This window comes from Paenibacillus sp. PK1-4R (assembly GCF_030369595.1).
GTDB lineage: Bacteria > Bacillota > Bacilli > Paenibacillales > Paenibacillaceae > Paenibacillus.
On the sequence record NZ_CP126535.1, the window covers coordinates 3227502 to 3246640 of the forward strand.

20 protein-coding genes are annotated in these 19139 nt (G+C 44.6%); 12 read left to right on the forward strand and 8 right to left on the reverse strand.

Features of this window, described 5'->3' with window-relative positions; translation table 11 throughout:
- Positions 1-7: 7 nt before the first annotated feature.
- The 4 genes from QNO02_RS14095 to QNO02_RS14110 all read right to left on the reverse strand — a co-directional run bounded on the left by QNO02_RS14095 (position 8) and on the right by QNO02_RS14110 (position 4586).
- Entirely contained in the window at positions 8-2257 is a 2250-nt protein-coding gene (locus tag QNO02_RS14095; protein WP_289392485.1) for an ABC transporter permease, read from the reverse strand.
- 30 nt (positions 2258-2287) lie between these two features.
- Entirely contained in the window at positions 2288-2986 is a 699-nt protein-coding gene (locus QNO02_RS14100; RefSeq protein WP_289392486.1) for an ABC transporter ATP-binding protein, read from the reverse strand.
- Between the two features lies 1 nt (position 2987).
- The gene (locus QNO02_RS14105) at positions 2988-3575 is read right to left on the reverse strand and encodes a TetR/AcrR family transcriptional regulator (protein WP_289392487.1); all 588 of its coding nucleotides are present in this window, start codon (positions 3573-3575) and stop codon (positions 2988-2990) included.
- 225 nt (positions 3576-3800) lie between these two features.
- Positions 3801-4586 (reverse strand): DUF817 domain-containing protein, encoded by a 786-nt coding sequence (locus QNO02_RS14110; protein WP_289392488.1) that lies wholly within the window; start codon positions 4584-4586, stop codon positions 3801-3803.
- A 266-nt stretch (positions 4587-4852) separates the two neighbouring features.
- Here QNO02_RS14110 and QNO02_RS14115 point away from each other — a divergent pair, with 266 nt between their 5' ends.
- From QNO02_RS14115 to QNO02_RS14145, 7 genes are all read left to right on the forward strand, one after another.
- Entirely contained in the window at positions 4853-5197 is a 345-nt protein-coding gene (locus QNO02_RS14115; protein WP_289392489.1) for a YojF family protein, read from the forward strand.
- Positions 5198-5220: 23 nt separating this feature from the next.
- Positions 5221-5895 (forward strand): bacillithiol biosynthesis deacetylase BshB2, encoded by a 675-nt coding sequence (gene bshB2 / locus QNO02_RS14120; protein WP_289392490.1) that lies wholly within the window; start codon positions 5221-5223, stop codon positions 5893-5895.
- 317 nt (positions 5896-6212) lie between these two features.
- On the forward strand, positions 6213-7601 hold the full coding sequence (locus QNO02_RS14125; protein ID WP_289392491.1) for a right-handed parallel beta-helix repeat-containing protein: 1389 nt from the start codon (positions 6213-6215) through the stop codon (positions 7599-7601).
- The gene (locus tag QNO02_RS14130) at positions 7598-8179 is read left to right on the forward strand and encodes a nitrous oxide reductase accessory protein NosL (RefSeq protein ID WP_289392492.1); all 582 of its coding nucleotides are present in this window, start codon (positions 7598-7600) and stop codon (positions 8177-8179) included. Before QNO02_RS14125 ends, QNO02_RS14130 begins: the two co-directional genes overlap by 4 nt.
- A 28-nt stretch (positions 8180-8207) precedes the next feature.
- Entirely contained in the window at positions 8208-9029 is an 822-nt protein-coding gene (locus QNO02_RS14135; protein ID WP_289392776.1) for an ABC transporter permease, read from the forward strand.
- On the forward strand, positions 9022-9735 hold the full coding sequence (gene ccmA / locus QNO02_RS14140; protein ID WP_091030676.1) for a heme ABC exporter ATP-binding protein CcmA: 714 nt from the start codon (positions 9022-9024) through the stop codon (positions 9733-9735). The genes QNO02_RS14135 and ccmA overlap by 8 nt, the downstream gene beginning before the upstream one ends.
- Before the next feature lie 11 nt (positions 9736-9746).
- Positions 9747-10289 (forward strand): TlpA family protein disulfide reductase, encoded by a 543-nt coding sequence (locus tag QNO02_RS14145; protein WP_289392493.1) that lies wholly within the window; start codon positions 9747-9749, stop codon positions 10287-10289.
- A 166-nt stretch (positions 10290-10455) separates the two neighbouring features.
- Here QNO02_RS14145 and metE read toward each other — a convergent pair whose 3' ends face one another.
- A complete protein-coding gene (gene metE / locus QNO02_RS14150) occupies positions 10456-12750 on the reverse strand; it encodes a 5-methyltetrahydropteroyltriglutamate--homocysteine S-methyltransferase (RefSeq protein WP_289392494.1) in 2295 nt (764 codons plus the stop codon).
- 286 nt (positions 12751-13036) lie between these two features.
- On the opposite strand from metE, the gene QNO02_RS30290 reads away from it, so the two are divergent.
- Positions 13037-13267 (forward strand): DUF3888 domain-containing protein, encoded by a 231-nt coding sequence (locus tag QNO02_RS30290; RefSeq protein WP_353959122.1) that lies wholly within the window; start codon positions 13037-13039, stop codon positions 13265-13267.
- Between the two features lie 16 nt (positions 13268-13283).
- Positions 13284-13907: a DUF8426 domain-containing protein gene (locus QNO02_RS14155; RefSeq protein WP_091030664.1), complete on the forward strand. Its 624-nt coding sequence runs from the start codon at positions 13284-13286 to the stop codon at positions 13905-13907.
- Between the two features lie 67 nt (positions 13908-13974).
- On the opposite strand, the gene QNO02_RS14160 is transcribed toward QNO02_RS14155, so the two are convergent.
- The gene (locus QNO02_RS14160) at positions 13975-14640 is read right to left on the reverse strand and encodes an MBL fold metallo-hydrolase (RefSeq protein ID WP_091030660.1); all 666 of its coding nucleotides are present in this window, start codon (positions 14638-14640) and stop codon (positions 13975-13977) included.
- A 218-nt stretch (positions 14641-14858) separates the two neighbouring features.
- Between QNO02_RS14160 and QNO02_RS14165 the strand changes: the two genes are divergently transcribed.
- Positions 14859-15329, forward strand: coding sequence for a GNAT family N-acetyltransferase (locus tag QNO02_RS14165; RefSeq protein ID WP_074095010.1), 471 nt, complete (start codon positions 14859-14861; stop codon positions 15327-15329).
- 142 nt (positions 15330-15471) lie between these two features.
- Here QNO02_RS14165 and QNO02_RS14170 read toward each other — a convergent pair whose 3' ends face one another.
- Complete coding sequence (locus QNO02_RS14170) at positions 15472-15837, reverse strand: winged helix-turn-helix transcriptional regulator (RefSeq protein WP_026081085.1); 366 nt, start codon at positions 15835-15837, stop codon at positions 15472-15474.
- Between the two features lie 105 nt (positions 15838-15942).
- Here QNO02_RS14170 and QNO02_RS14175 point away from each other — a divergent pair, with 105 nt between their 5' ends.
- Both QNO02_RS14175 and QNO02_RS14180 read left to right on the forward strand, forming a co-directional pair.
- Positions 15943-16800 (forward strand): arginase family protein, encoded by an 858-nt coding sequence (locus QNO02_RS14175; protein WP_289392495.1) that lies wholly within the window; start codon positions 15943-15945, stop codon positions 16798-16800.
- 138 nt (positions 16801-16938) lie between these two features.
- Positions 16939-18117: an MFS transporter gene (locus tag QNO02_RS14180; RefSeq protein ID WP_289392496.1), complete on the forward strand. Its 1179-nt coding sequence runs from the start codon at positions 16939-16941 to the stop codon at positions 18115-18117.
- 87 nt (positions 18118-18204) lie between these two features.
- On the opposite strand, the gene QNO02_RS14185 is transcribed toward QNO02_RS14180, so the two are convergent.
- Positions 18205-19017 carry an undecaprenyl-diphosphate phosphatase gene (locus QNO02_RS14185; protein WP_036608062.1) on the reverse strand — a complete coding sequence of 271 codons (813 nt, stop codon included), beginning with the start codon at positions 19015-19017 and terminating at the stop codon, positions 18205-18207.
- Positions 19018-19139: the final 122 nt, after the last annotated feature.

Genomic DNA, 19139 nt, shown 5'->3' on the forward strand with positions numbered 1-19139 from the left:
AACCAATCTAATAACTGCCAAGGCTATCGGCGAACTCCATGACTCGCGACTGCTGGAACATTTTTCTTTTAAATAAGGAGACGACCAACTGATATTGAAGCAATATCAGTATGAGAATCAGGATAAGAATCCACCAGTGAATCTGGAACGGGATATAATCCCCGGTCTGTAATGAGATCATGCGCAAGATTGCGCGTGCTGCCAGGATCGCAACGGGCACAGCAATCAGATACAGCAGGACAAATAGCGGTTTGTATACATCAATGAGCATACGATTAATGTCTCGATGGTTGTATCCAAGCAATCGAAGGATATGCATATCCTTATGGCTATCCTGAACGTTAAGCAGAATGACTAGATATATCAGCAGGAAACCGACAAGAATCCCTGCCACTTGATTAATGACAGCACTGGATTGGCTCGATACTGCATCGCTACGCAGAGCAGCTAACTTGTCCTCGGCAGTGACCACTCGTGCATTTGAATCCTGAGAACTATCGTTACTGTATTCCCCGTTATGCATGGAGGGGCTAACGTTCATCCACCTCGCTAATTGTGTTTTGGATGTATAGATCGTATCTGCTTCACCATTTCGGCTAATCTCACGGACTGAGACGTTATGGGGGTGATGATTAATAATCAGTTGAACGGTATCTCCGGATTGGATGTCATACAACGAACTGGTCGCCTCACTCACCACGATACCATCCAGCTCAGCAGGCAGAATGGGGGTGTTGTCATGATTCATAAGTTGCACCTGTGTTCCCTGATCATCCATGCCGACCAACTCTCCTGAGAGTTTTTGTCCATCAACTTCCACGAGCTGTACGGACTGTCTGAGGTAGTACATGCTGGACCTATGCGATGTTACTTCATCTTCCTTCAGATCGGGATAACGGATATCGTACATGTAGTGCATGCCTGTCGTCTGTGATTCCAGGGCGGCACCACTTGATTGATACAACGAAGAACTCATGATAAATAACAAGGTCATCAGAAAAATTGCTGCTGCACTTAAGAAAATGGCGTTCCATTTGCGAAGCACGACGCGCAGAGGAAGCCTTAATCGTTCCGGCAAAAGGCTAATTACGGATTGAAGAGCTGTGGTTAATCTTCCATTCGGAAGAGGCTTAATCGTGTTATGCATGACATGAAAGGTCTCTTGGCGCAAAAAAGGAACGATAGACATCCAGGTGACCAGCACCGTTCCGATGATAGGAATCAAAAGCCCAAACAAGATAGAACGGAGTTCAAGGCCTCGTTCCCAGAAGGGGAAGGAGTACATTTGAGCATACATATGGATTAGGACAGAGGAACCGAAGAAACCCAAAATCATCCCGACGAGTCCTCCTGCTGTCGATAGGATCAGTGAATAAACGAGTGGTGCGTGGCTGATCTGTCTTGCCGTATATCCCATTGCCTTGAAGCAACCGAAATCTTGACGGTGAAGGCGGACGAAACGGGTGTAGAACATGTAGAAGATAAACAAAGTAATGAATGTAAACAAGAAGAGAAAGCTCTGGGCCAGACTTTGATTGGAATCGATTGCGGTCAGTGGTTCGGTGCTGCTCTCAAGTCCAGAATCGAAAGCCAAATATGAGAAGGCGGGATCACTACTTATACGCACTTCAGCTGAGCCGGAGTCCACATCTGGTTTGAACTGAGCTGCATAATAGCGCTCTTCCTGTCCGTTTATCTCATGGTACACATCAGGAGTAACGACTCCAAATGTCGCTTGATTGTAATCCTGTTTCAGGTCATTAAAAGGAATAAACGATTGATAGTCTGGCAAAAACATGGAACCAACAATAGTGAGATCACGGTTTTTAATGGTAATCGAATCTCCTATAGTCAGGGCATGCTTATCCATATACTGCGGCATTAGGGCAATTTCCGTAGAAGCTACCGGTAGTCGGCCTTCCGATAGATAAGGTACATTAAGCTTCTTGGGTGGAGATAGTAGATAATAATTTGTACTGTCTTGTGTAACTTTTTTGAATCTTTTTTCTTCGATAATAGCTTCTGTATGTATCTCCTCTAAAACATGTAAACGATCTGCATCTTCTTGCAATTGGAAGCGGAAATCCTCCAAATGTTGTGTCTCAGCGTATTCTTGAATATGAACCTGATTACGATCCACCGAGAATTCCACAAAAAAATACATAAACGAAGTCAGCACTACCATGAGAAACAAGAGGATGGTGTATCCACGGTTTTGCTTCAATACACGGTACACATGCTTGTTAAGATAGCGCATTAGTCTTCCGCCTTCCCATTGTGAGTATATCTATGCCCAATGCATCTGCGCAGCAGTAATGGGGTGCTCATTCAAACGATCCTGATAGATGGAGCCGTTCTTGATTGTAATTACGCGCTGAGCAGTCTTGGCAATTTCAGGGTTATGGGTGATGAACACAATGGTCACTCCATATTGCTGCCGAGCAAGATGAAGAAGGGTTATCACATTTTTGCTGTTCGTCTCATCCAATGCACCCGTGGCTTCGTCGCAGAACAAGATACGAGGCCTTTTAATTAATGCACGTGCAATGGCTACCCGCTGCTGTTGCCCACCAGACAGTTGACCGGGAAACTGATTCAGTATGCCCTCAATCCCCAGAAGTGCAGCAAGCTCCTCAACCGTGTGGTGTTCACTAGTTCCAGAGAGCCCAATGTATATATTTTCTCGAACCGTAAGATGAGAGAGCAGATGGTAGTGTTGGAAAATGTGCCCCAGATGCAGTCTGCGAAAGTCGGCAAGTGCATCCTCGTTCAGTTCAGTAATGTCCTGGTTATTGATGAAGACGTGACCGTTCGAGGGTCTGAGCAGTCCTGACATTAGATTTAGCAGCGTGGATTTTCCGGAGCCACTTGGGCCAATGATGGCTGTAAATTCACCTTCAGCGAGATCCAGACTGATTTCGCCTAGTATCATTTCATTTTTCTTAAAATGTTTCGTTACATTCTGAACGGAGATGGCGATCTTCATCTTATACACTTCTTTCATAAAGATGAATTTGGATGAAATCAAGCTGTTCTTGAATAAAATCTTCAGTTAGATCGGTAGACAGGGCAAGCACTCTTAGTCCCTCCAGGAAAATAACAATATGAGCAGCAGCCGTGCGGCTTGCCTCAACCTGTATTTCACCACGTTGGACCCCATAGTCGATCAGTCGACTGAGCTCCGTGATGCTATGATCCTGTTGGCGGTGCAGCAACTCACGATCCTCTGCATTGCGGTGTGACAAGAAAAACTCGTACGCAGCGGTCATAATACTGTCATGGATTTCAGTTAGCTCGATCCGTTGACTTGTCCAGAATGCATCCATGATCTGCTGAAATGGCATATGTGCTTTCATCTGAGCTGAGAAAGCTTCTTGCGTCTGTTTGTTGTTCTCCATCAGTAAGGCTCTGAATATCTCCTCTGTAGAGTTGAAATATCGGTAGAGACCGCCGCGGCTAATTCCGCATTGCTCCACAATATCTGTCATCGTGACAGCATGGAATCCTTTTCGCACAAATACCTGATGTGCACCTGCAAGGATCATCATTTTTTTGGACAACGATTTCTGAGTCATAGCTTCCTCCCAATGTAATAAAATCAAAAAGTGACACTAATGTCGCTTTTTGATCATTTTATGACACCAATGTCGCTTTTGTCAAATGAAAGTGTCATCGATCAGGTTGGGGATATATGTAATGTATATCTCGAGGTGTATTGGCACAGTAAAAAAACAGCGGCATTCGAAGACTTTAGGTACGAGTCTAAGATTGCTGCTGTTTTACGGTTAGGGAATAAATAGTTAACTGGACTTTGAATCATCTGCGGTTCGATTGGCTTTCACATATTTGAGCTGCGCAACGATGATGACACTGATGATGACCAGGAGGAACCATGAACTAATTTTGCTAAAGCTAACCAGTTGCCAGGCATCATGCTGATCAGGGTATTTCCAGGCATTGAAAAATGTAGCGATATTCTCGGCAGTCCAGATGAAGAAACCGACAATGATAAAAGCGAGTGATAACGGCATTCGATAGGTCGTTGCTCGTACCCGGTAGATAATCCAGGTTTTCCAGAAGACAATAAATACAAGCGCCGTCAGCCACCAGCGAAAATCGGGAATAAAATGATGAGTGAAAAAGTTAATATAGATGGCTGCTCCCAGCAGCATGGAAGGTACAAAACCAGGCCATCCGGTCATGTCCATTCGCAGTCTTCGCCACACTTGACACATAAAACTGGCTACACTTGCATACATGAATCCACTATACAGAGGGACACCCAGGATTTTGGTGTAAGCTGGCTCAGGGTAAGACCAAGATCCCATCCATACTTTATAAATCTCCAGCACCAAGCCAATAATGTGAAATACACAGATGACCTTGATTTCATCTCGGGTTTCCAAGCCGCTTCGATACATCAGGTATTGCACAGCAAATAATACGAGCAGAATGGCATCATACCGATGAAGGAAAGGAATAGGAATTACGCTGGACAGGGCCAGTGTTCCAAAGATCGCTACGGGAAATATGCAACTCATTGCTTGATGATAGCCAAAATGAAGTAGTTGTATTAGAGATTTCAAGTCGAGTTTAACTCCTTTCCAAACATGTTGGAGCAAGATTCATTTAAGATTAAAGGTTCTTCATCACGGGCGTTTTTGCCTACACTTCATAATATAGATATGGTCCATGAATAAAAAGAGAAAAAAACGGGCAAATCTGTTCTTGTTTTCAAACCTGAATCATCATGAGAATGTTCTATAAGAGGCGACAGGGTCACTCCATGTATATTCTCTTCAGGTTATGTTAAAATGAAATTCGTACAATTACATTAGACAAGGAGGCCGCTATGCAACCAATTAAACCTCAAGATATTCAGCTCCGGATCAATAATTTTGCTGATCAGGACTTATACGTACATCTAGAACTTACGTCAGGTGCTTACGCACAACACATGGACAGTACAAAACATCCAGCATCGGCATTCATTACTAATGCGGCCATACGATATACGCAGGGGTCCATTTCAGGTACAGGTCCATACCGTGTTGGTCTGAAAACAACGCAGGGATGGCTTTACGCCGAAGGTCTTACACATATTGATGAGCAGGAACAAGAAAGACTGATTCTCGCCGGTCACGACAGCCAAGGTAAACTAGTTGTGGCGTTACAATTAAGCCGAGAGATGTTCTGATGAAAGCGGAGGATTGAATAACCATGAATACTACACACAATGAGCATGAGCGCATCTTGGTGGTATATCCACATCCAGATGATGAAGCTTTCTCTGTATCGGGAACGTTAGCCAAATACATAGATGGCGGTGCCCATGTAACCTATGCTTGTCTAACCCTTGGCGAGATGGGGCGCAACATGGGGATTCCTCCATTTGCCAACCGAGTGACGTTGCCTGCCATCCGTAAAAAGGAACTCATCGAAGCTTCTGAAGCGATTGGTATTCAGGACCTGAGAATGCTGGGTTTCCACGATAAAATGCTGGAGTTCGAAGACCCACAGTTACTGGAAGACACCATCATGTCGCTGCTTAAAGAGTTAAACCCCACGCTGGTCATTACGTTCTATCCAGGGTACAGTGTTCATCCTGATCATGATGCAACAGGAGCCGCTGTTATACGTACAATCGCTAAACTTCCTGTGGATGAACGTCCGATTGTTCACTGTGTTGCGTTCGCAAATAATCAGGAACAGTACATTGGCAAACCGGACGTATTTGTTGACGTATCCGAATTTTTGGATCGGAAAATGGCGTCCATTCGTGCCCATCGTTCACAATTCCAGGCAGCAGAGCTTGTAGGAAATCGTGAGCTGAATAATGAAGAAATCAAGAAACGTTTTGGCAGAGAAACATTTTGGACCTATCCATTTGAATAATATGTTACTTAGAAGTCGCCTATATGGCGGCTTTTTTTGATTTACATCACAATATCGACACAAAAATGTAGCGTCTATAGCCTAATTGAGCTATATGGAATAAATATCATTTTAAGTACACTGTGATCAGGATAGTGATAACGCTTCATTTATTATGTTGCTTCAATGGATGAGGAACATGGAGAGTTGATTTTAAGTGGAATGGAGGGATGGTGTGTACAACCAACGTATATTTTGGATTAACGTAAGACCCGTTGAATACATTGTCACAGCAATAAGCAACTGTAACCAGAAGCCGGAATTGCGCGGTTTGAATCATGAGTAATCCTCAGGCAGGATTGGGTGCATTCGACAGTTGTAAGAAGAGTCGGGTTACGGGTTTACTTTTTCTAATCGGAATGATGATGCTCCTACTATCTCTTCCGCACGGTGCAATCATTGCCTCTTCCGGACATCGTGATCTCATTCCCCTTCAACCTATGATTGACCGTTCTGCACCTGGAGAAGTCATTGAACTTGCATCAGGTCGTTATTCTGGACCCGTGACGATTGACAAGAACATCACCATTCAGGGTGATCCTACGGTCATAGTTGTTAATGCGGAAGCCACCTCTACGATAATGATTCGCTCGGATGGGGTGAAATTGAGCGGTTTTACAATTGAACATGATACGAATGAACAGACTGCAGCCATTCAGATTGAAGGGAAAGACAGTGAGATCACGGATCTGCATATTCAGACCCAGGGGTACGGGATGATCATCCGAAATTCGAGTCATGCAACGATTCAGCGGAACAACATTACTTGGATGGGGGCTGATTCTGCTTCCAGTGGCCAGAAGGGAAATGGCATTGATCTGTACAACTCCCATGATAGCTACATTGAAGCCAATGAGATCACCGGCATGAGGGATGGAATCTATCTGGAGAACAGTCGCAAGTCTATCGTGCAAAATAACAGGCTGTTACATACAAGGTATGGCATCCACTGTATGTACATTGACGGCTCTTCTGTCATGGATAATACCGGAGAAGAGAACATGACAGGTGCCATGATTATGGGCGTCAAGAATACGGTAATCTCGGGCAATTCTTTTCGCAAACAGAGTACTAAAGTTCATTCCCAAGGGATTTTATTGTATGACGTGCATCAATCCTCAATTCATAACAATGTGGTGGAGGGTAATCGTGTCGGCATGAATATTGCAGAGTCATCGGGCAATGAAATCCGTGGCAATGCGGTGCTTCGGAATTTTGTTGGCATCCAGCTTGTTCTGGCAGAAGCTAATGAGTTTACACGTAACCAATTGGTGTCTAATGTCATTGAAGCTTCGGCGCTGGATAGTCCCAATAATGTCCTCATGGAGAATTACTGGGATTCCTTTCAGGGGCTCGATCTGAATCAGGATGGGATCAGTGAAATATCCTATGCGATCAATCCTTTTTATGAGCAACTGGTCAGTCGGAATTCAGCGTATCAGCTCTTTTTTCAATCGCCGGGTATGGTCTTTCTGAGTGACTTATTTACAGAGGGCAGAGAACAATGGACTACCGACGAATCGCCACGAATGAGCATGGATACGGGATCTGATCTGAACATGTCAGTGGAAAGTGCTACAGGTTCCAAGATGGTGTGGATGTTCGGGTTAGTTCTGTTGGGTATGGCTACTTATATAATCATCTATATGGGGGTATTACGAAAATGAACAAAAGCTTGAACAGAAGATGGTCCATGGTCATGGTACTTATGTTTGGCATGGTGCTGTTAACCGCTTGCGGAACAAAATACACGGCATTGCCGATCAATGAAGACGTGGATATCTGTGCGATCTGTAAAATGCAGGTGAAGGACGATGCATATGCAACACAGCTCACTACGAAAGACGGCCAAAATTACAAGTTCGATGACATCGGTTGCATGAACCAGTGGAAAACAGAAAATGGCACAGATAACATCGGCATGGACTATGTACGTGATTACAATGACAAGGAATGGATTGAATATAGCAAAGCCACGTATGTATACGATGCTTCATTGCGTACGCCTATGGCCTATGGAATTCTTAACTTTAAGGACAAGCCCTCCGCTGAAGCTTTCATTGCAGAGCAAGGTGTCGGAACCATTATGACCGCTGAGGATCTTGCCTCTCATGACTGGAAACAGAATACAGAGAATATGGACATGATGGGTGAACATGGGCATGGTGAGCACGGACATGGTGAAGAAGGAGACGGTAATGAGATGCATCAGGAAGGTGAGATGAAAGAAGAGTCAGGCCACTAGGAATGACAATAGAAAATGGTGATTAATGATGTCAGATATGATACAGATTGCAAGACGAGAAGTGAAAATGGGATTTCGCAATCCTTGGGCGTATTCGTTTCTGATCCTTTTTTGTACCTTTAGCTTAAGCTTGTTACTTCTGAATTCACAGAATCTGGTTGAAGGATATTCGGGCACCACAGGTTCCATGTTGAATCTCATTCTCTACCTTTTGCCATTAATGACGCTGTTCCTCGGTTCCTTCTCATTAACATCCGAAAAAGAAGACGGCAGCTGGCAACTTCTATCCACGTATCCCATTGGCACGATGTCTTTTATTGTGGGCAAGTATCTCGGGCTGTCGATTGTTTTGATCACCATTGTTGCGTTTGGATACGGCCTGATGGGGGTCATTAGCGGAGTAATCGGGAATCCACTGGATGCCGTGACATATCTTCTTTTTGTGGCATTTTCCTGTGGACTGGTGTTGTTATTCCTAACGCTGGCGCTATTTATCGGTTCGTTGTCGCGCAATCGGTGGCAGGCTTTGACGATCGCCGTGACCGTATGGTTTTTCGCTGTCATTGGATGGCCGACGTTATTGCTCTCTGTGCTGGGATTAATGCCTTATCTTTGGGTCAAACCGCTGTTGATTATACTAACACTTATCAATCCGGCCGAGCTGGTACGTTTGTATGTCGTGATCAAACTGGGAGGCGGCTCCATTCTGGGACCAGAATATTATCGATGGGTGGAGTGGGTGCAGCAACCAAGTGGCAGTTGGATCTTCATCGGGATATGCCTGTTCTGGATCACCTGCTCTGTCCTGGCGGTATACGCGATCTGGGAGAGGGGGCGTTCTCATGGATAAAGCGGGGCTCGAAGTGATGGGATTGTGCAAATCCATTAAAAAGCAACCGATTGTTGAGGATATCTCCTTTCACATGAATTCTGGCCAAGTGCTTGCCCTCTGTGGAGGGAATGGCGCAGGGAAAAGCACGGTTCTGCGAATGATCGCTGGAATTCTTCGGCCTACCTCCGGTGAGGTTGCGGTGAACAATGTGCGATGGTTGAAGGAGCGCAAGCGTTATTCAGAGCAGATTGGATATATGCCGGATGATTATCAATTTAATCAGGGACTGAGTGCGGAGGAAATGCTTCTGTTCTGGGCTTCTCTGAGGAAAGTTCCCAAGGAAAGAGTACAGGAAGTACTGACCATGGTAGGTTTGGAAAATCAAAAGAAAAACCGGGTTACGACCTTCTCCAAAGGCATGCGCCAACGTGTGTTATTTGCCCAGGCTGTACTGTCCAAACCTCCACTGCTCATCATGGATGAGCCTACAAATGGATTGGACCCATTCTGGATGCAGGAATTAGCTCAGCTACTTAAGGGTATCAAGCAGGATGGCCACATGGTCGTATTCTCTACCCATCAGTTGGAGATCGCAGACGATATTGCGGATCAGGTGATATTCATGAACCATGGACGTAATGTTGGAGAGGGCTCCACTCATGACTTTTGTGATCAATTCGGTTCGCTCCATGCAGCATTTCATCAAAGTCTTGGTTTAAAGTGAAGGTGAGTTAATTGCAGAAAAAGAGTTTTAAAAGTAGACGTACACTTACAATTTTGATTGGTGTGATCGCATTGTTAGCAGGTACATGGGCCATTTTCGAAAATGTATCGACACCCGAATCTCAGCGAGGTAACGCCATTGAAGCTGGTGCCGTGGCTCCTGAGTTCACAGCGGTTAATTCAGCAGGCGAACAAGTCAAGCTGTCGGATTATCGGGGCAAAGCCGTCATGATTAACTTTTGGGCTTCATGGTGCACACCTTGTGTAAGGGAGATGCCACTCGTTCACCAGATCGCTCAGGACTATCAGAACGACGTGGAAACCCTGTTTGTTAACGTGGGGGAATCGAAGGGCACGATCCGTGAGTTTATGGATAAGCAGGCGTTTGATTTTCCGGTGATCATTGATGTGACGGGCAACATATCAGGTATGTATCGTATAACGGGTTTGCCCGCAACAATGGTCATTGATAGGGAGGGGGAGTTCCGTCACATACTGCTCGGTGAACTGACAGAAGATACACCATTGCAGCAATGGCTGGAAGAGAGTATCTAGTCGTAAGCGTTGGATGGTGGTGAGAAAAGGGGAGGGAACGCCAGAGATCGCCATGTTACAAGTGAAATGAATGTATGTTAAAAAAGTAACTATATAAAAAGCCGGACACCCATTTAACGAAGGGGTGTCCGGCTTTACTTCTGATGTTATGCTGCTTCGCAGCTAATTACAATACGGCAGTTGAAGCGTGATTGGTACGAGCGATTCTAGTTGCGTCAACCATATTGCGCAGGGAAGCAACCGTTTCTTCCTGTCCACGGGTTTTCAATCCGCAGTCCGGGTTAATCCAGAACAGCTTCGGATCAAGAACACGCAGGGCACGTTCAATCATGCTGCTCATTTCATCTATACTCGGAACACGTGGACTATGGATATCATATACGCCAAGACCGATACCGAGCTCATACGTATTTTCTTCAAAACTATGAATCAGTTCACCGTGACTACGGGATGTCTCAATGGAGATAACATCCGCATCCATAGCTTCAATGGAATCAATCATGTCATGGAATTCGCAATAGCACATATGCGTATGAATTTGAGTCGTTTCATGCACCGTGCACGTGGAGATACGAAACGCTTTGACTGCCCAAGCCAGGTAATCAGCTTGTTCATTTTCTTTCAAAGGAAGCCCTTCACGAACAGCCGGCTCGTCAACCTGGATCATACCAATGCCTGCCTGTTCAAGTGCTTCGACTTCCTGTCTCAACGCATACGCCAATTGATAGGCAATCTGCTCACGAGCAATGTCTTCGCGTACGAATGACCAGTTCATGATGGTAATCGGGCCAGTCAACATGCCTTTGACAGGACGCTCAGTCTGCGATTGGGCATATTTCGTTTCTTCAACCGTCATTTCACCAGTAAACGCAACATCTCCGAAGATGATAGGTGGCTTCACGCAACGGGAACCATATGATTGTACCCAGCCGAACTGTGTAAAGGCAAAACCGGCAAGTTTCTCGCCAAAGAATTCAACCATGTCGGTACGCTCAAACTCACCATGCACCAGTACGTCAATTCCGATCTCTTCCTGAATCTTGATCCAGATATCAATCTGATCCCGGATGAAGGCAGCATACTGTTCGTTGTTCAACTCACCCTTGCGCCACAACTGACGAGCTTTTCTGACTTCAGCAGATTGCGGGAAACTACCAATCGTTGTAGTTGGGAAGAGTGGCAATTGCCATTTGGCCTGTTGGGCTTCATGACGCTCTGCAAAAGGACGGGAGCGCTCCGGCTGTTGAACACTGATAGAAGCAACGGCTTTCTGTACAGCGGTACGGTTCCGATCTTCGGATTGCTGAAGCGCCAGAAGAGGAAGCTCAGCTTCGTCTATTTTGGCGGTAATCTCTGCACTTGGTGAAGATAAGGCTGCACTCAAAAGAACAATCTCATCCAGCTTTTCATCTGCAAATGCAAGAGCATTCTTCAGTTCAGATGTAAGTTTTGCCTCACGGTCTGTGGTTACTGGCACATGCAGCAGGCTGCAAGATGATTGCACGATGATACGTTCAGGCGTCACGAACTCAGTCAATTCATTCAGCAAATTCAGTTTTGTTTGAAGGGAAGCTTTCCAGATCCCACGTCCATCAATAATACCTGCACCGAGCACTTTGTCTGCCGGGAAACCGGATGTCCGAATGGATTGTGTGTTACCAGAGAGTCCGTGTACAAAATCAAGTCCTACACCTTGAACTGGCAGTGCAACAATATCGTTGTAGTTTTCGACAGATTCAAAGTACGTTTGCAACATAATATTCAGGCCTGGAACGGCTGTGGCAAATGTTTTATATATTTTATTCAGACGCTGTACGTCTTCATCGCTTAATTTGGTTACCAGAATAGGTTCGTCGACCTGCACCCACTGAACGCCTTCGCTTGCAAGTTCTTGAAGCAATTGAGTGTAAAGTGGCAGCAAACTGTCCAACCAAGCGTCTGTCTCGGATTTATCATAGCCCTTGGAGAGCTTCAGGAAGGTTAACGGTCCAACAATAACCGGTTTTCCTTCAATGCCGAGTTTTTCTTTTGCTTCACGATAAGCGAGAAGTGGTTTGTTTTCCGTCAGAGTTGGGGAAGCCCCGTCCAGTTCAGGTACTATGTAGTGGTAGTTGGTGTTAAACCATTTTGTCATTTCACTTGCTGCGGCATCTTTTGTTCCCCGGGCAATGCCATAATATACGGACAACGGAACGGAACCACCATCATAAGCAAAACGTTTAGGAATAATGCCAAACATCACGGCCGTATCCAGGATATGATCATAATAGCTAAAGTCATTAACCGGAATGATGTCGATGCCTTTCGCTTGTTGCTTGCGCAAATGATCGATACGAATCTCCTGCAAACGTGCGTGAAATTCTGTTTCCTCCAGCTTACCTGCCCAGAACGCTTCCAACGCTTTCTTCCATTCCCGATCAGCACCAATACGCGGATATCCCAATACACTGCTTTTTGTCATCGTTTAAAACCCCTCTGCTTTTATGTTACACAAAATTTATCACAGATTCAGAGTTATAATGTAATTCCATTAAATTATACCTAGTTATAGCCTGAGGCTATATCCAAAGGTGTATGCTTCATAAGTTGAATTAACGAGTATTTACACTTGCCACTCCGATGACAGAATAACCTTCCAACTCAGCTAAGGATAAATAATAGATCGTAATCATATTTTGTATGCTTTTGCATTCGCTCGGGATAATAGAAAGTAAAAAGGTGGATGAGTATGGTAAATTGCCTGTGAGATTACCAACTATTATCAGGAAAATCATATGCCGGTACCTAGCTACGGGCTATATGATATCCACGTATTGGAACTTAAAAGGTGCACACAAGGTGGTTATAATTTTCGAACGGTTCTGGAAATCAGTACGTTCTACGGTCCACATAACCCGCCAAATGCGAAAGAGATCATTACGTTTGAAATAGACCCCACTAATGTTACAATGATTAACTATGTTCATACGAATGATTGAAAGGAAGGCGGTACGCATGAATCTGTATCACATCCAGTCCACCGTACACGGAGTCAACAGAGTAGCATCATTTCTGGAAGACAATTATATTGGTATTGCTTGGTCAGGTACAGGGGATCTGGAGCAAACGCCCCCGGAGTTATGGAAGGAACAGTTAGTTCAACACTATAGCTTGGATGAAGCAGAATTGGCGAGCACACACGCGACACTACATATGTTTGCTAACCTCATGCAGGATGGAGATTATGTATTAATTAGCGATGATGAATGGACGTATGTTGGGGATATCGGGGATTATTATTACGACGATTCCGCTGGCACAGAAAACGACTTGATCTGTCACCGTCGGGGAATTACATGGTTGGGTCGTATTCCTCTCGCTGAGCTGAATGACAAAGTGCAGGCACTGCAAAATGATTCAGCCATCCTTGCGAAGTTTGAGTATCCCATATCACAAGCACAGCTGGATCGAGGTCTTGCAGTCAGTATAACAGCCGAAGCAACCAACTCTCTCTCAACAGGGGTAGATGAAGCCACGATTCAAACAGCTCTCCAGGTGCTGAGAGAAGCGTTACACAGTGAAGAAGAAGAGCTTCGAATTCGTGCGGCTACAGCCATTTTGCAGTATGCCAAACAATAGGAAGACTATGCTAAGAATGGTTTCTGGGTTTAGACGGTAACCATTCGCGGATCAGCAAATTTACTATTTATAACCCTTGAGTAAGTTCTGAGATCTGTTCATTTACATTCACATGACTTCGTCCACCGTGGTAACAAATCACAGATGAAATGTCGAGTTCCATATACTTTTTCAAGGAGCAACGAGCCGTTTCGATATCCAGCGTAGTAGGTTCATGAATGCCTCCAAGCCTGCCGTCTACACTATACATTGAATCTCCGGCGATGAGCGTTTTGCTGCCCATCAAATATAGACTGATATGACCTGGCGTATGACCAGGTGTATGAATCACGTGAATTCCGCCGCAAAACGGCAGTTCCTGACCATCAATTAGAGTTTCATCTACTTTGCCCTTTGGAGGATGCTCAAGCTGACTGTCTTTCAGAAGAGGGAGCTGTCCCTCAATATATGGCTTATCCAGCTCATGCGCATATATCTTGACTTGTGAGTAACACTCCTGCAAAATCTCGGGAAGACACCCGATATGGTCCACATCCTGATGCGTCAATATCACTGCTTTGAGTCGGCTGATCGGCACACCAATCTTTTCGAGTGCGATACGCAAATCGTCATATTGTCCAGGGAATCCGGTATCAATTAACACGGCCGTTTCTTCATCCCATATTAGAACAGGGTGAATCAAATTCCCCTCAAAATCAAGCTGAAGCATCGTTATTCCCTTTGAAATTTCCATAATATCAGACCTCCGAGAGTTGAAATTCATATACATCGTTGCTTGTTATATTTCTTATGTAAACGAATAAAGACGGCAATAAGATACGTTCGGGTATTTATAGGGTGTACTTATAGAAATATTCAATGAATTGGGGAATTGACGCTTGCTGTTGGGAATGATAATTTAGATATATCATTTAAACCAATAAGTCCAATAAGATAAAGGGGGTATGTGGGATGACACATATCGTGCATGCAGCAGCTGAAGATATTCGGAGCGAAGATTCGCTGTTATTGATCAAGGAACTGAGTGAAGAACTCGGTTTGTTATATGGCGGTGATGGAACGGCGGGATTTCAACTGTCAGACGTTGAGGTGCCACGTGCGGCTTTTATCGTTGCCAGGATCGACGGGTATCCGGTCGGTTGCGGAGCACTTAGACCCCTTGATGATACATCTGTAGAAGTTAAACGCATGTATACACGCAGTGGTTACCGCCGTAAGGGGATTGCCCAGGCGATATTGGCCGAGGCAGAGCGTCTTGCGAACGAACTTGGTTATACCAATCTGAAACTGCAAACAGGGCCCTTGCAGCCAGAAGCTGCAGCGCTGTATGAGCGTGTAGGGTATTACCGAATTCCTGTTTTCAGTGGCAATTGGGACAGAGTGTTGGCCTACCAGAAAGATCTGGTACACGAAAAAGTATAATTCTACGAATTACAGCTTTTATTTCCTGAACGGACAGAGGAACACAAGATAAAAGTAAAAAAGTCGCCGATTGGCGACTTTTTGCATTTTAACATACTGCATTTACTCCAATTATCTCATCTGAAAATACAGACAAAAGCGTTTAATCCGTTGCGCTATTATTGATCGAAGGTTCTTGGTGTTGGACACCCCATTCGCATAGTCCTTCCAAAACGGGCAATAACGTTTCAGCTTTGGCTGTCAGACGGTACTCGACTTTAGGAGGGACTTGGGGATATTCTTTCCGCTCCACCATACCATCTGCTTCCAATTCTTTGAGCTGTGAACTCAGCGTTTTATACGTGATGGCGCCGATCTGTCTTTTAAGTTCATTGAAGCGGACAGGCTGGTTATCAGCCAGAAGATACATAATCACCATTTTCCATTTGCCACCAATAACGGACAACGTGTATCCAAAAGGGGTATCTTGAATATTTTTAACTTTACCGTGGTATTCAGCCATACTCATCATTCACACTATCCTTCCGGGTAGTACCTATCCTAAAAGACCGTACTATTTATTTGTTTGGGCTCAGTTTATACTAACCTTACTTTGAAGTAAAGGGGATTTACGATGACTCAAAAAACAATACGTTTACTTATGCCACAATGGCAAGGTGGAGATAATCCTAACTACTCTTTTGGAGCGGAGCTGCTTGCATGGCTTGCACCTGACAATGATCAACCTCTCATTCATGTTCCTGTTGAGGCTTATGATGGAACATCTCTGGTAAGCGAGAACGGGATAAAAGGCAGAACACAGCTACTTCAGCAATTGCAGGCTGCCCAGCATATTATTCAAGCTCACCAGCCGGATCGCATTGTCATGTTTGGCGGTGACTGTTTGGTTGAACAAGCCCCGTTTGCTTATTTAAATGAACGATATGGCGGAGAACTTGGTTTGATATGGATTGATGCACATGGTGATTTGGTTAGATACGAGGGCTATGACAACGGTCATACTTTACCGCTTGGGAACCTTCTTGGGGAAGGCGATCCGGAGTTTGCCAAACATGTGAGTGTCCCCTTGAAGCCTGAACATGTCTTCATGGCCGGGTTGACAACCCCTACGGAACAGGAAACCGAAGTAATTCAAAGATTGGGTATCCGAACGGCTGGAACTGAAGAATTAACCCATGGCATGGATTCGATTAAGAAGTGGATTAAAGAGACTGGGTTCAAACATCTGGCAATTCACCTTGATCTGGATGTGCTTGATCCCAACATGTTCCGTTCATTGTTATTCGCCAAACCAGGGGAACCTTATGTGTTTTCACCGGCGGGAACCATGCAATTACCTCACTTGCTTCATCTGATCAAAGAACTGTCTAAAGAAACAGATGTGGTGGGATTAGGGATAACTGAGCATATGCCGTGGGATGCCATTAACTTGAAGAATTTGCTTGGAGAAATTCCTATTTTGAACCAGTGATGTAGGATAACAAAAATATATCAGAATACTGATATAACGAGTCAAAATATAGGAAGATTACAGATAAAAATATCAATATTATTATATGGGTGGTTCAAAGCGAATCAGAAATTAAACAAACTGAGGAGAGACACCCAGATGGTCACGTTATTGTTAATCATTATTTATCTCGCATTTATAGGGCTGGGATTACCTGATGCTTTACTTGGCAGTGCCTGGTCCGTTATGAAAAACGATATACATGCGACAACAGAAATGGCTGGTTACATATCGCTAATCATTTCATTTAGTACAGTAGTGTCCAGTCTGTCCGCCAGCCGATTGTTACACCGGTTCGGAACGGGTAAAGTCACATTATTCAGTATCCTCTCAACAACGATCGCGCTGTTGGGATTCTCATTCTCTGAGAATTTTGTGTTTTTACTGATTCTGGCGGTCCCTCTCGGCTTAGGTGCAGGTTCGGTGGATGCGGCACTAAGTAATTATGTAGCCTTGCATTTCAAGGCCAAGCATATGAACTGGTTGCATTGTTTCTGGGGAATTGGCGCAGTGACAGGCCCACTCGTTATGGCATATTGGCTGAATCAAGCAAACAACTGGCGTGCAGGATACGTTACTGTGGGATTGATTTTGCTTGGGATCGTGGTGATCTTATTATCAACATTGTCTCTATGGAAGATTTTTGAGAAGGGAAGAGTAGAGGGGTCAGGCGATGAGAAGAAACGCGTAAGCAACCGTGAGGCCATACGTATCCCCGGCGTGAAAATGTCGATGCTTGCGATGCTCTGTTACAACGGTTCCGAAACTGCTGCCGGTCTGTGGATGGCTTCTTTCTTCATTGTTAGCAAAGGAGTTTCTCCAGGTACTGCCGCAGCACTATCCTCTCTATTTTTCATTGGCATTATCTTGGGACGCATAATCTCAGGTTTTCTTTCGACTCATGTATCCAGCAAAAATCTCATCAGGTATGGTGGAATCATTGGATGCTTCGGATTGGTTATCCTGGTTATGCCCATTCCTTACTGGATTGCCGCTGGGGCTTTATTTATCGTGGGATTGGGAGGAGCACCGATCTATCCGAGTATTGTTCATGCGACACCGGAACGCTTCGGCGAGAAGGCATCCCCAAGTGTAATAGGACTCGAAATGGCCAGTGCCTACACAGGTTCAACACTCATCCCGTTAGGTATGGGGCTCATTGCAAGCGAATGGGGAATGTCAATGGTACCCCTGATTCTGCTGATTCTGTTCAGTGTCATGTTCGCGGCTACGGAGCTGGTTAACAGAAGTACCAAGGCTACGCGCCTGACGGTGTAGCTCTTGCTACAGGTCATTAAGGCTCTGCCACTATATAACAAAAGGAACAACCATCTCTGGTTGTTCCTTTTGGTGTGTGGACTTTTTTTATAAGAAAATCAGCAACAATGTTCCTGCGGCAAAACAGTAATACGAAAAGTATTTCAGGTTGCCTTTGGCCATAATGCCCATAAACCATCTCATGGAGAAATAGGTGACAAAAAGTGTCGTGATGAATGCGATCAGATAAGGGATAGCGAGTTGTGATCGATTCGGATCATTGGCAATGTCGGATACACCCATAATGAGTCCACCAATACTTATGGGAATGTACAGCATAAAGGAGAACTTCAAAGCGGTTTCCTGTTTCATGCCGACAGCGATGGACGCAATTACAGTTGCCCCTGAGCGGCTTATGCCCGGAATAAGAGCGACCGCCTGAGCCAGTCCTACCAACAATGCATCTTTCGTAGACAGATCACCATCTTGCTTGCGACCACGAAGATTACGAATAAGCCACAAGGCAACCCCGGTGATTAATAGCGCGATGGAAACGGTATATACGGACGAGAATATTTCTTCAATCCGGTCCTTGAACAGGACCGCAACGACAGCAGCAGGGATCGTACCAATAATTATGTATAAGCAAAACATGAAGTCTGCTCGATATTCTTCTTTACGAGTACGCAGGTAACCTAATGCACCAATAATCAATTTTTTGATATCTTCCCGGAAAATAAAAATAATAGCGATAAGTGATGCTGTGTTTGTTAAAATCTCAAATGACAATCCATTCTGCTTGATGCCCATCAGTTTCTGGGCGATGATCAGATGACCGCTTGAGGAGACGGGAATCGGCTCCGTTGCACCTTGAACAATACCTAAAAATAAATACTTTAACCACAATATAATCTCTTCCATGTTGTCCTCCTTGAATACGTTTCATTGGCTTTCCAATGATCTCTCTTTTTAATAAAAATGACTTGTCTACTCTATTGATGATAGCTGTTTAACTTGGTGACTTGCAAGTTAGAGTTCATAGA

Coding starts and splice junctions, on each gene's coding strand:
- QNO02_RS14095 (WP_289392485.1), bottom strand. CDS start 2,257: ATGCGCTATCTTAACAAGCATGTGTACCGTGTATTGAAGCAAAACCGT.
- QNO02_RS14100 (WP_289392486.1), bottom strand. CDS start 2,986: ATGAAGATCGCCATCTCCGTTCAGAATGTAACGAAACATTTTAAGAAA.
- QNO02_RS14105 (WP_289392487.1), bottom strand. CDS start 3,575: ATGACTCAGAAATCGTTGTCCAAAAAAATGATGATCCTTGCAGGTGCA.
- QNO02_RS14115 (WP_289392489.1), top strand. CDS start 4,853: ATGCAACCAATTAAACCTCAAGATATTCAGCTCCGGATCAATAATTTT.
- bshB2 (WP_289392490.1), top strand. CDS start 5,221: ATGAATACTACACACAATGAGCATGAGCGCATCTTGGTGGTATATCCA.
- QNO02_RS14125 (WP_289392491.1), top strand. CDS start 6,213: ATGAGTAATCCTCAGGCAGGATTGGGTGCATTCGACAGTTGTAAGAAG.
- QNO02_RS14130 (WP_289392492.1), top strand. CDS start 7,598: ATGAACAAAAGCTTGAACAGAAGATGGTCCATGGTCATGGTACTTATG.
- QNO02_RS14135 (WP_289392776.1), top strand. CDS start 8,208: ATGTCAGATATGATACAGATTGCAAGACGAGAAGTGAAAATGGGATTT.
- ccmA (WP_091030676.1), top strand. CDS start 9,022: ATGGATAAAGCGGGGCTCGAAGTGATGGGATTGTGCAAATCCATTAAA.
- metE (WP_289392494.1), bottom strand. CDS start 12,750: ATGACAAAAAGCAGTGTATTGGGATATCCGCGTATTGGTGCTGATCGG.
- QNO02_RS14155 (WP_091030664.1), top strand. CDS start 13,284: ATGAATCTGTATCACATCCAGTCCACCGTACACGGAGTCAACAGAGTA.
- QNO02_RS14160 (WP_091030660.1), bottom strand. CDS start 14,640: ATGGAAATTTCAAAGGGAATAACGATGCTTCAGCTTGATTTTGAGGGG.
- QNO02_RS14165 (WP_074095010.1), top strand. CDS start 14,859: ATGACACATATCGTGCATGCAGCAGCTGAAGATATTCGGAGCGAAGAT.
- QNO02_RS14170 (WP_026081085.1), bottom strand. CDS start 15,837: ATGAGTATGGCTGAATACCACGGTAAAGTTAAAAATATTCAAGATACC.
- QNO02_RS14175 (WP_289392495.1), top strand. CDS start 15,943: ATGACTCAAAAAACAATACGTTTACTTATGCCACAATGGCAAGGTGGA.
- QNO02_RS14180 (WP_289392496.1), top strand. CDS start 16,939: ATGGTCACGTTATTGTTAATCATTATTTATCTCGCATTTATAGGGCTG.
- QNO02_RS14185 (WP_036608062.1), bottom strand. CDS start 19,017: ATGGAAGAGATTATATTGTGGTTAAAGTATTTATTTTTAGGTATTGTT.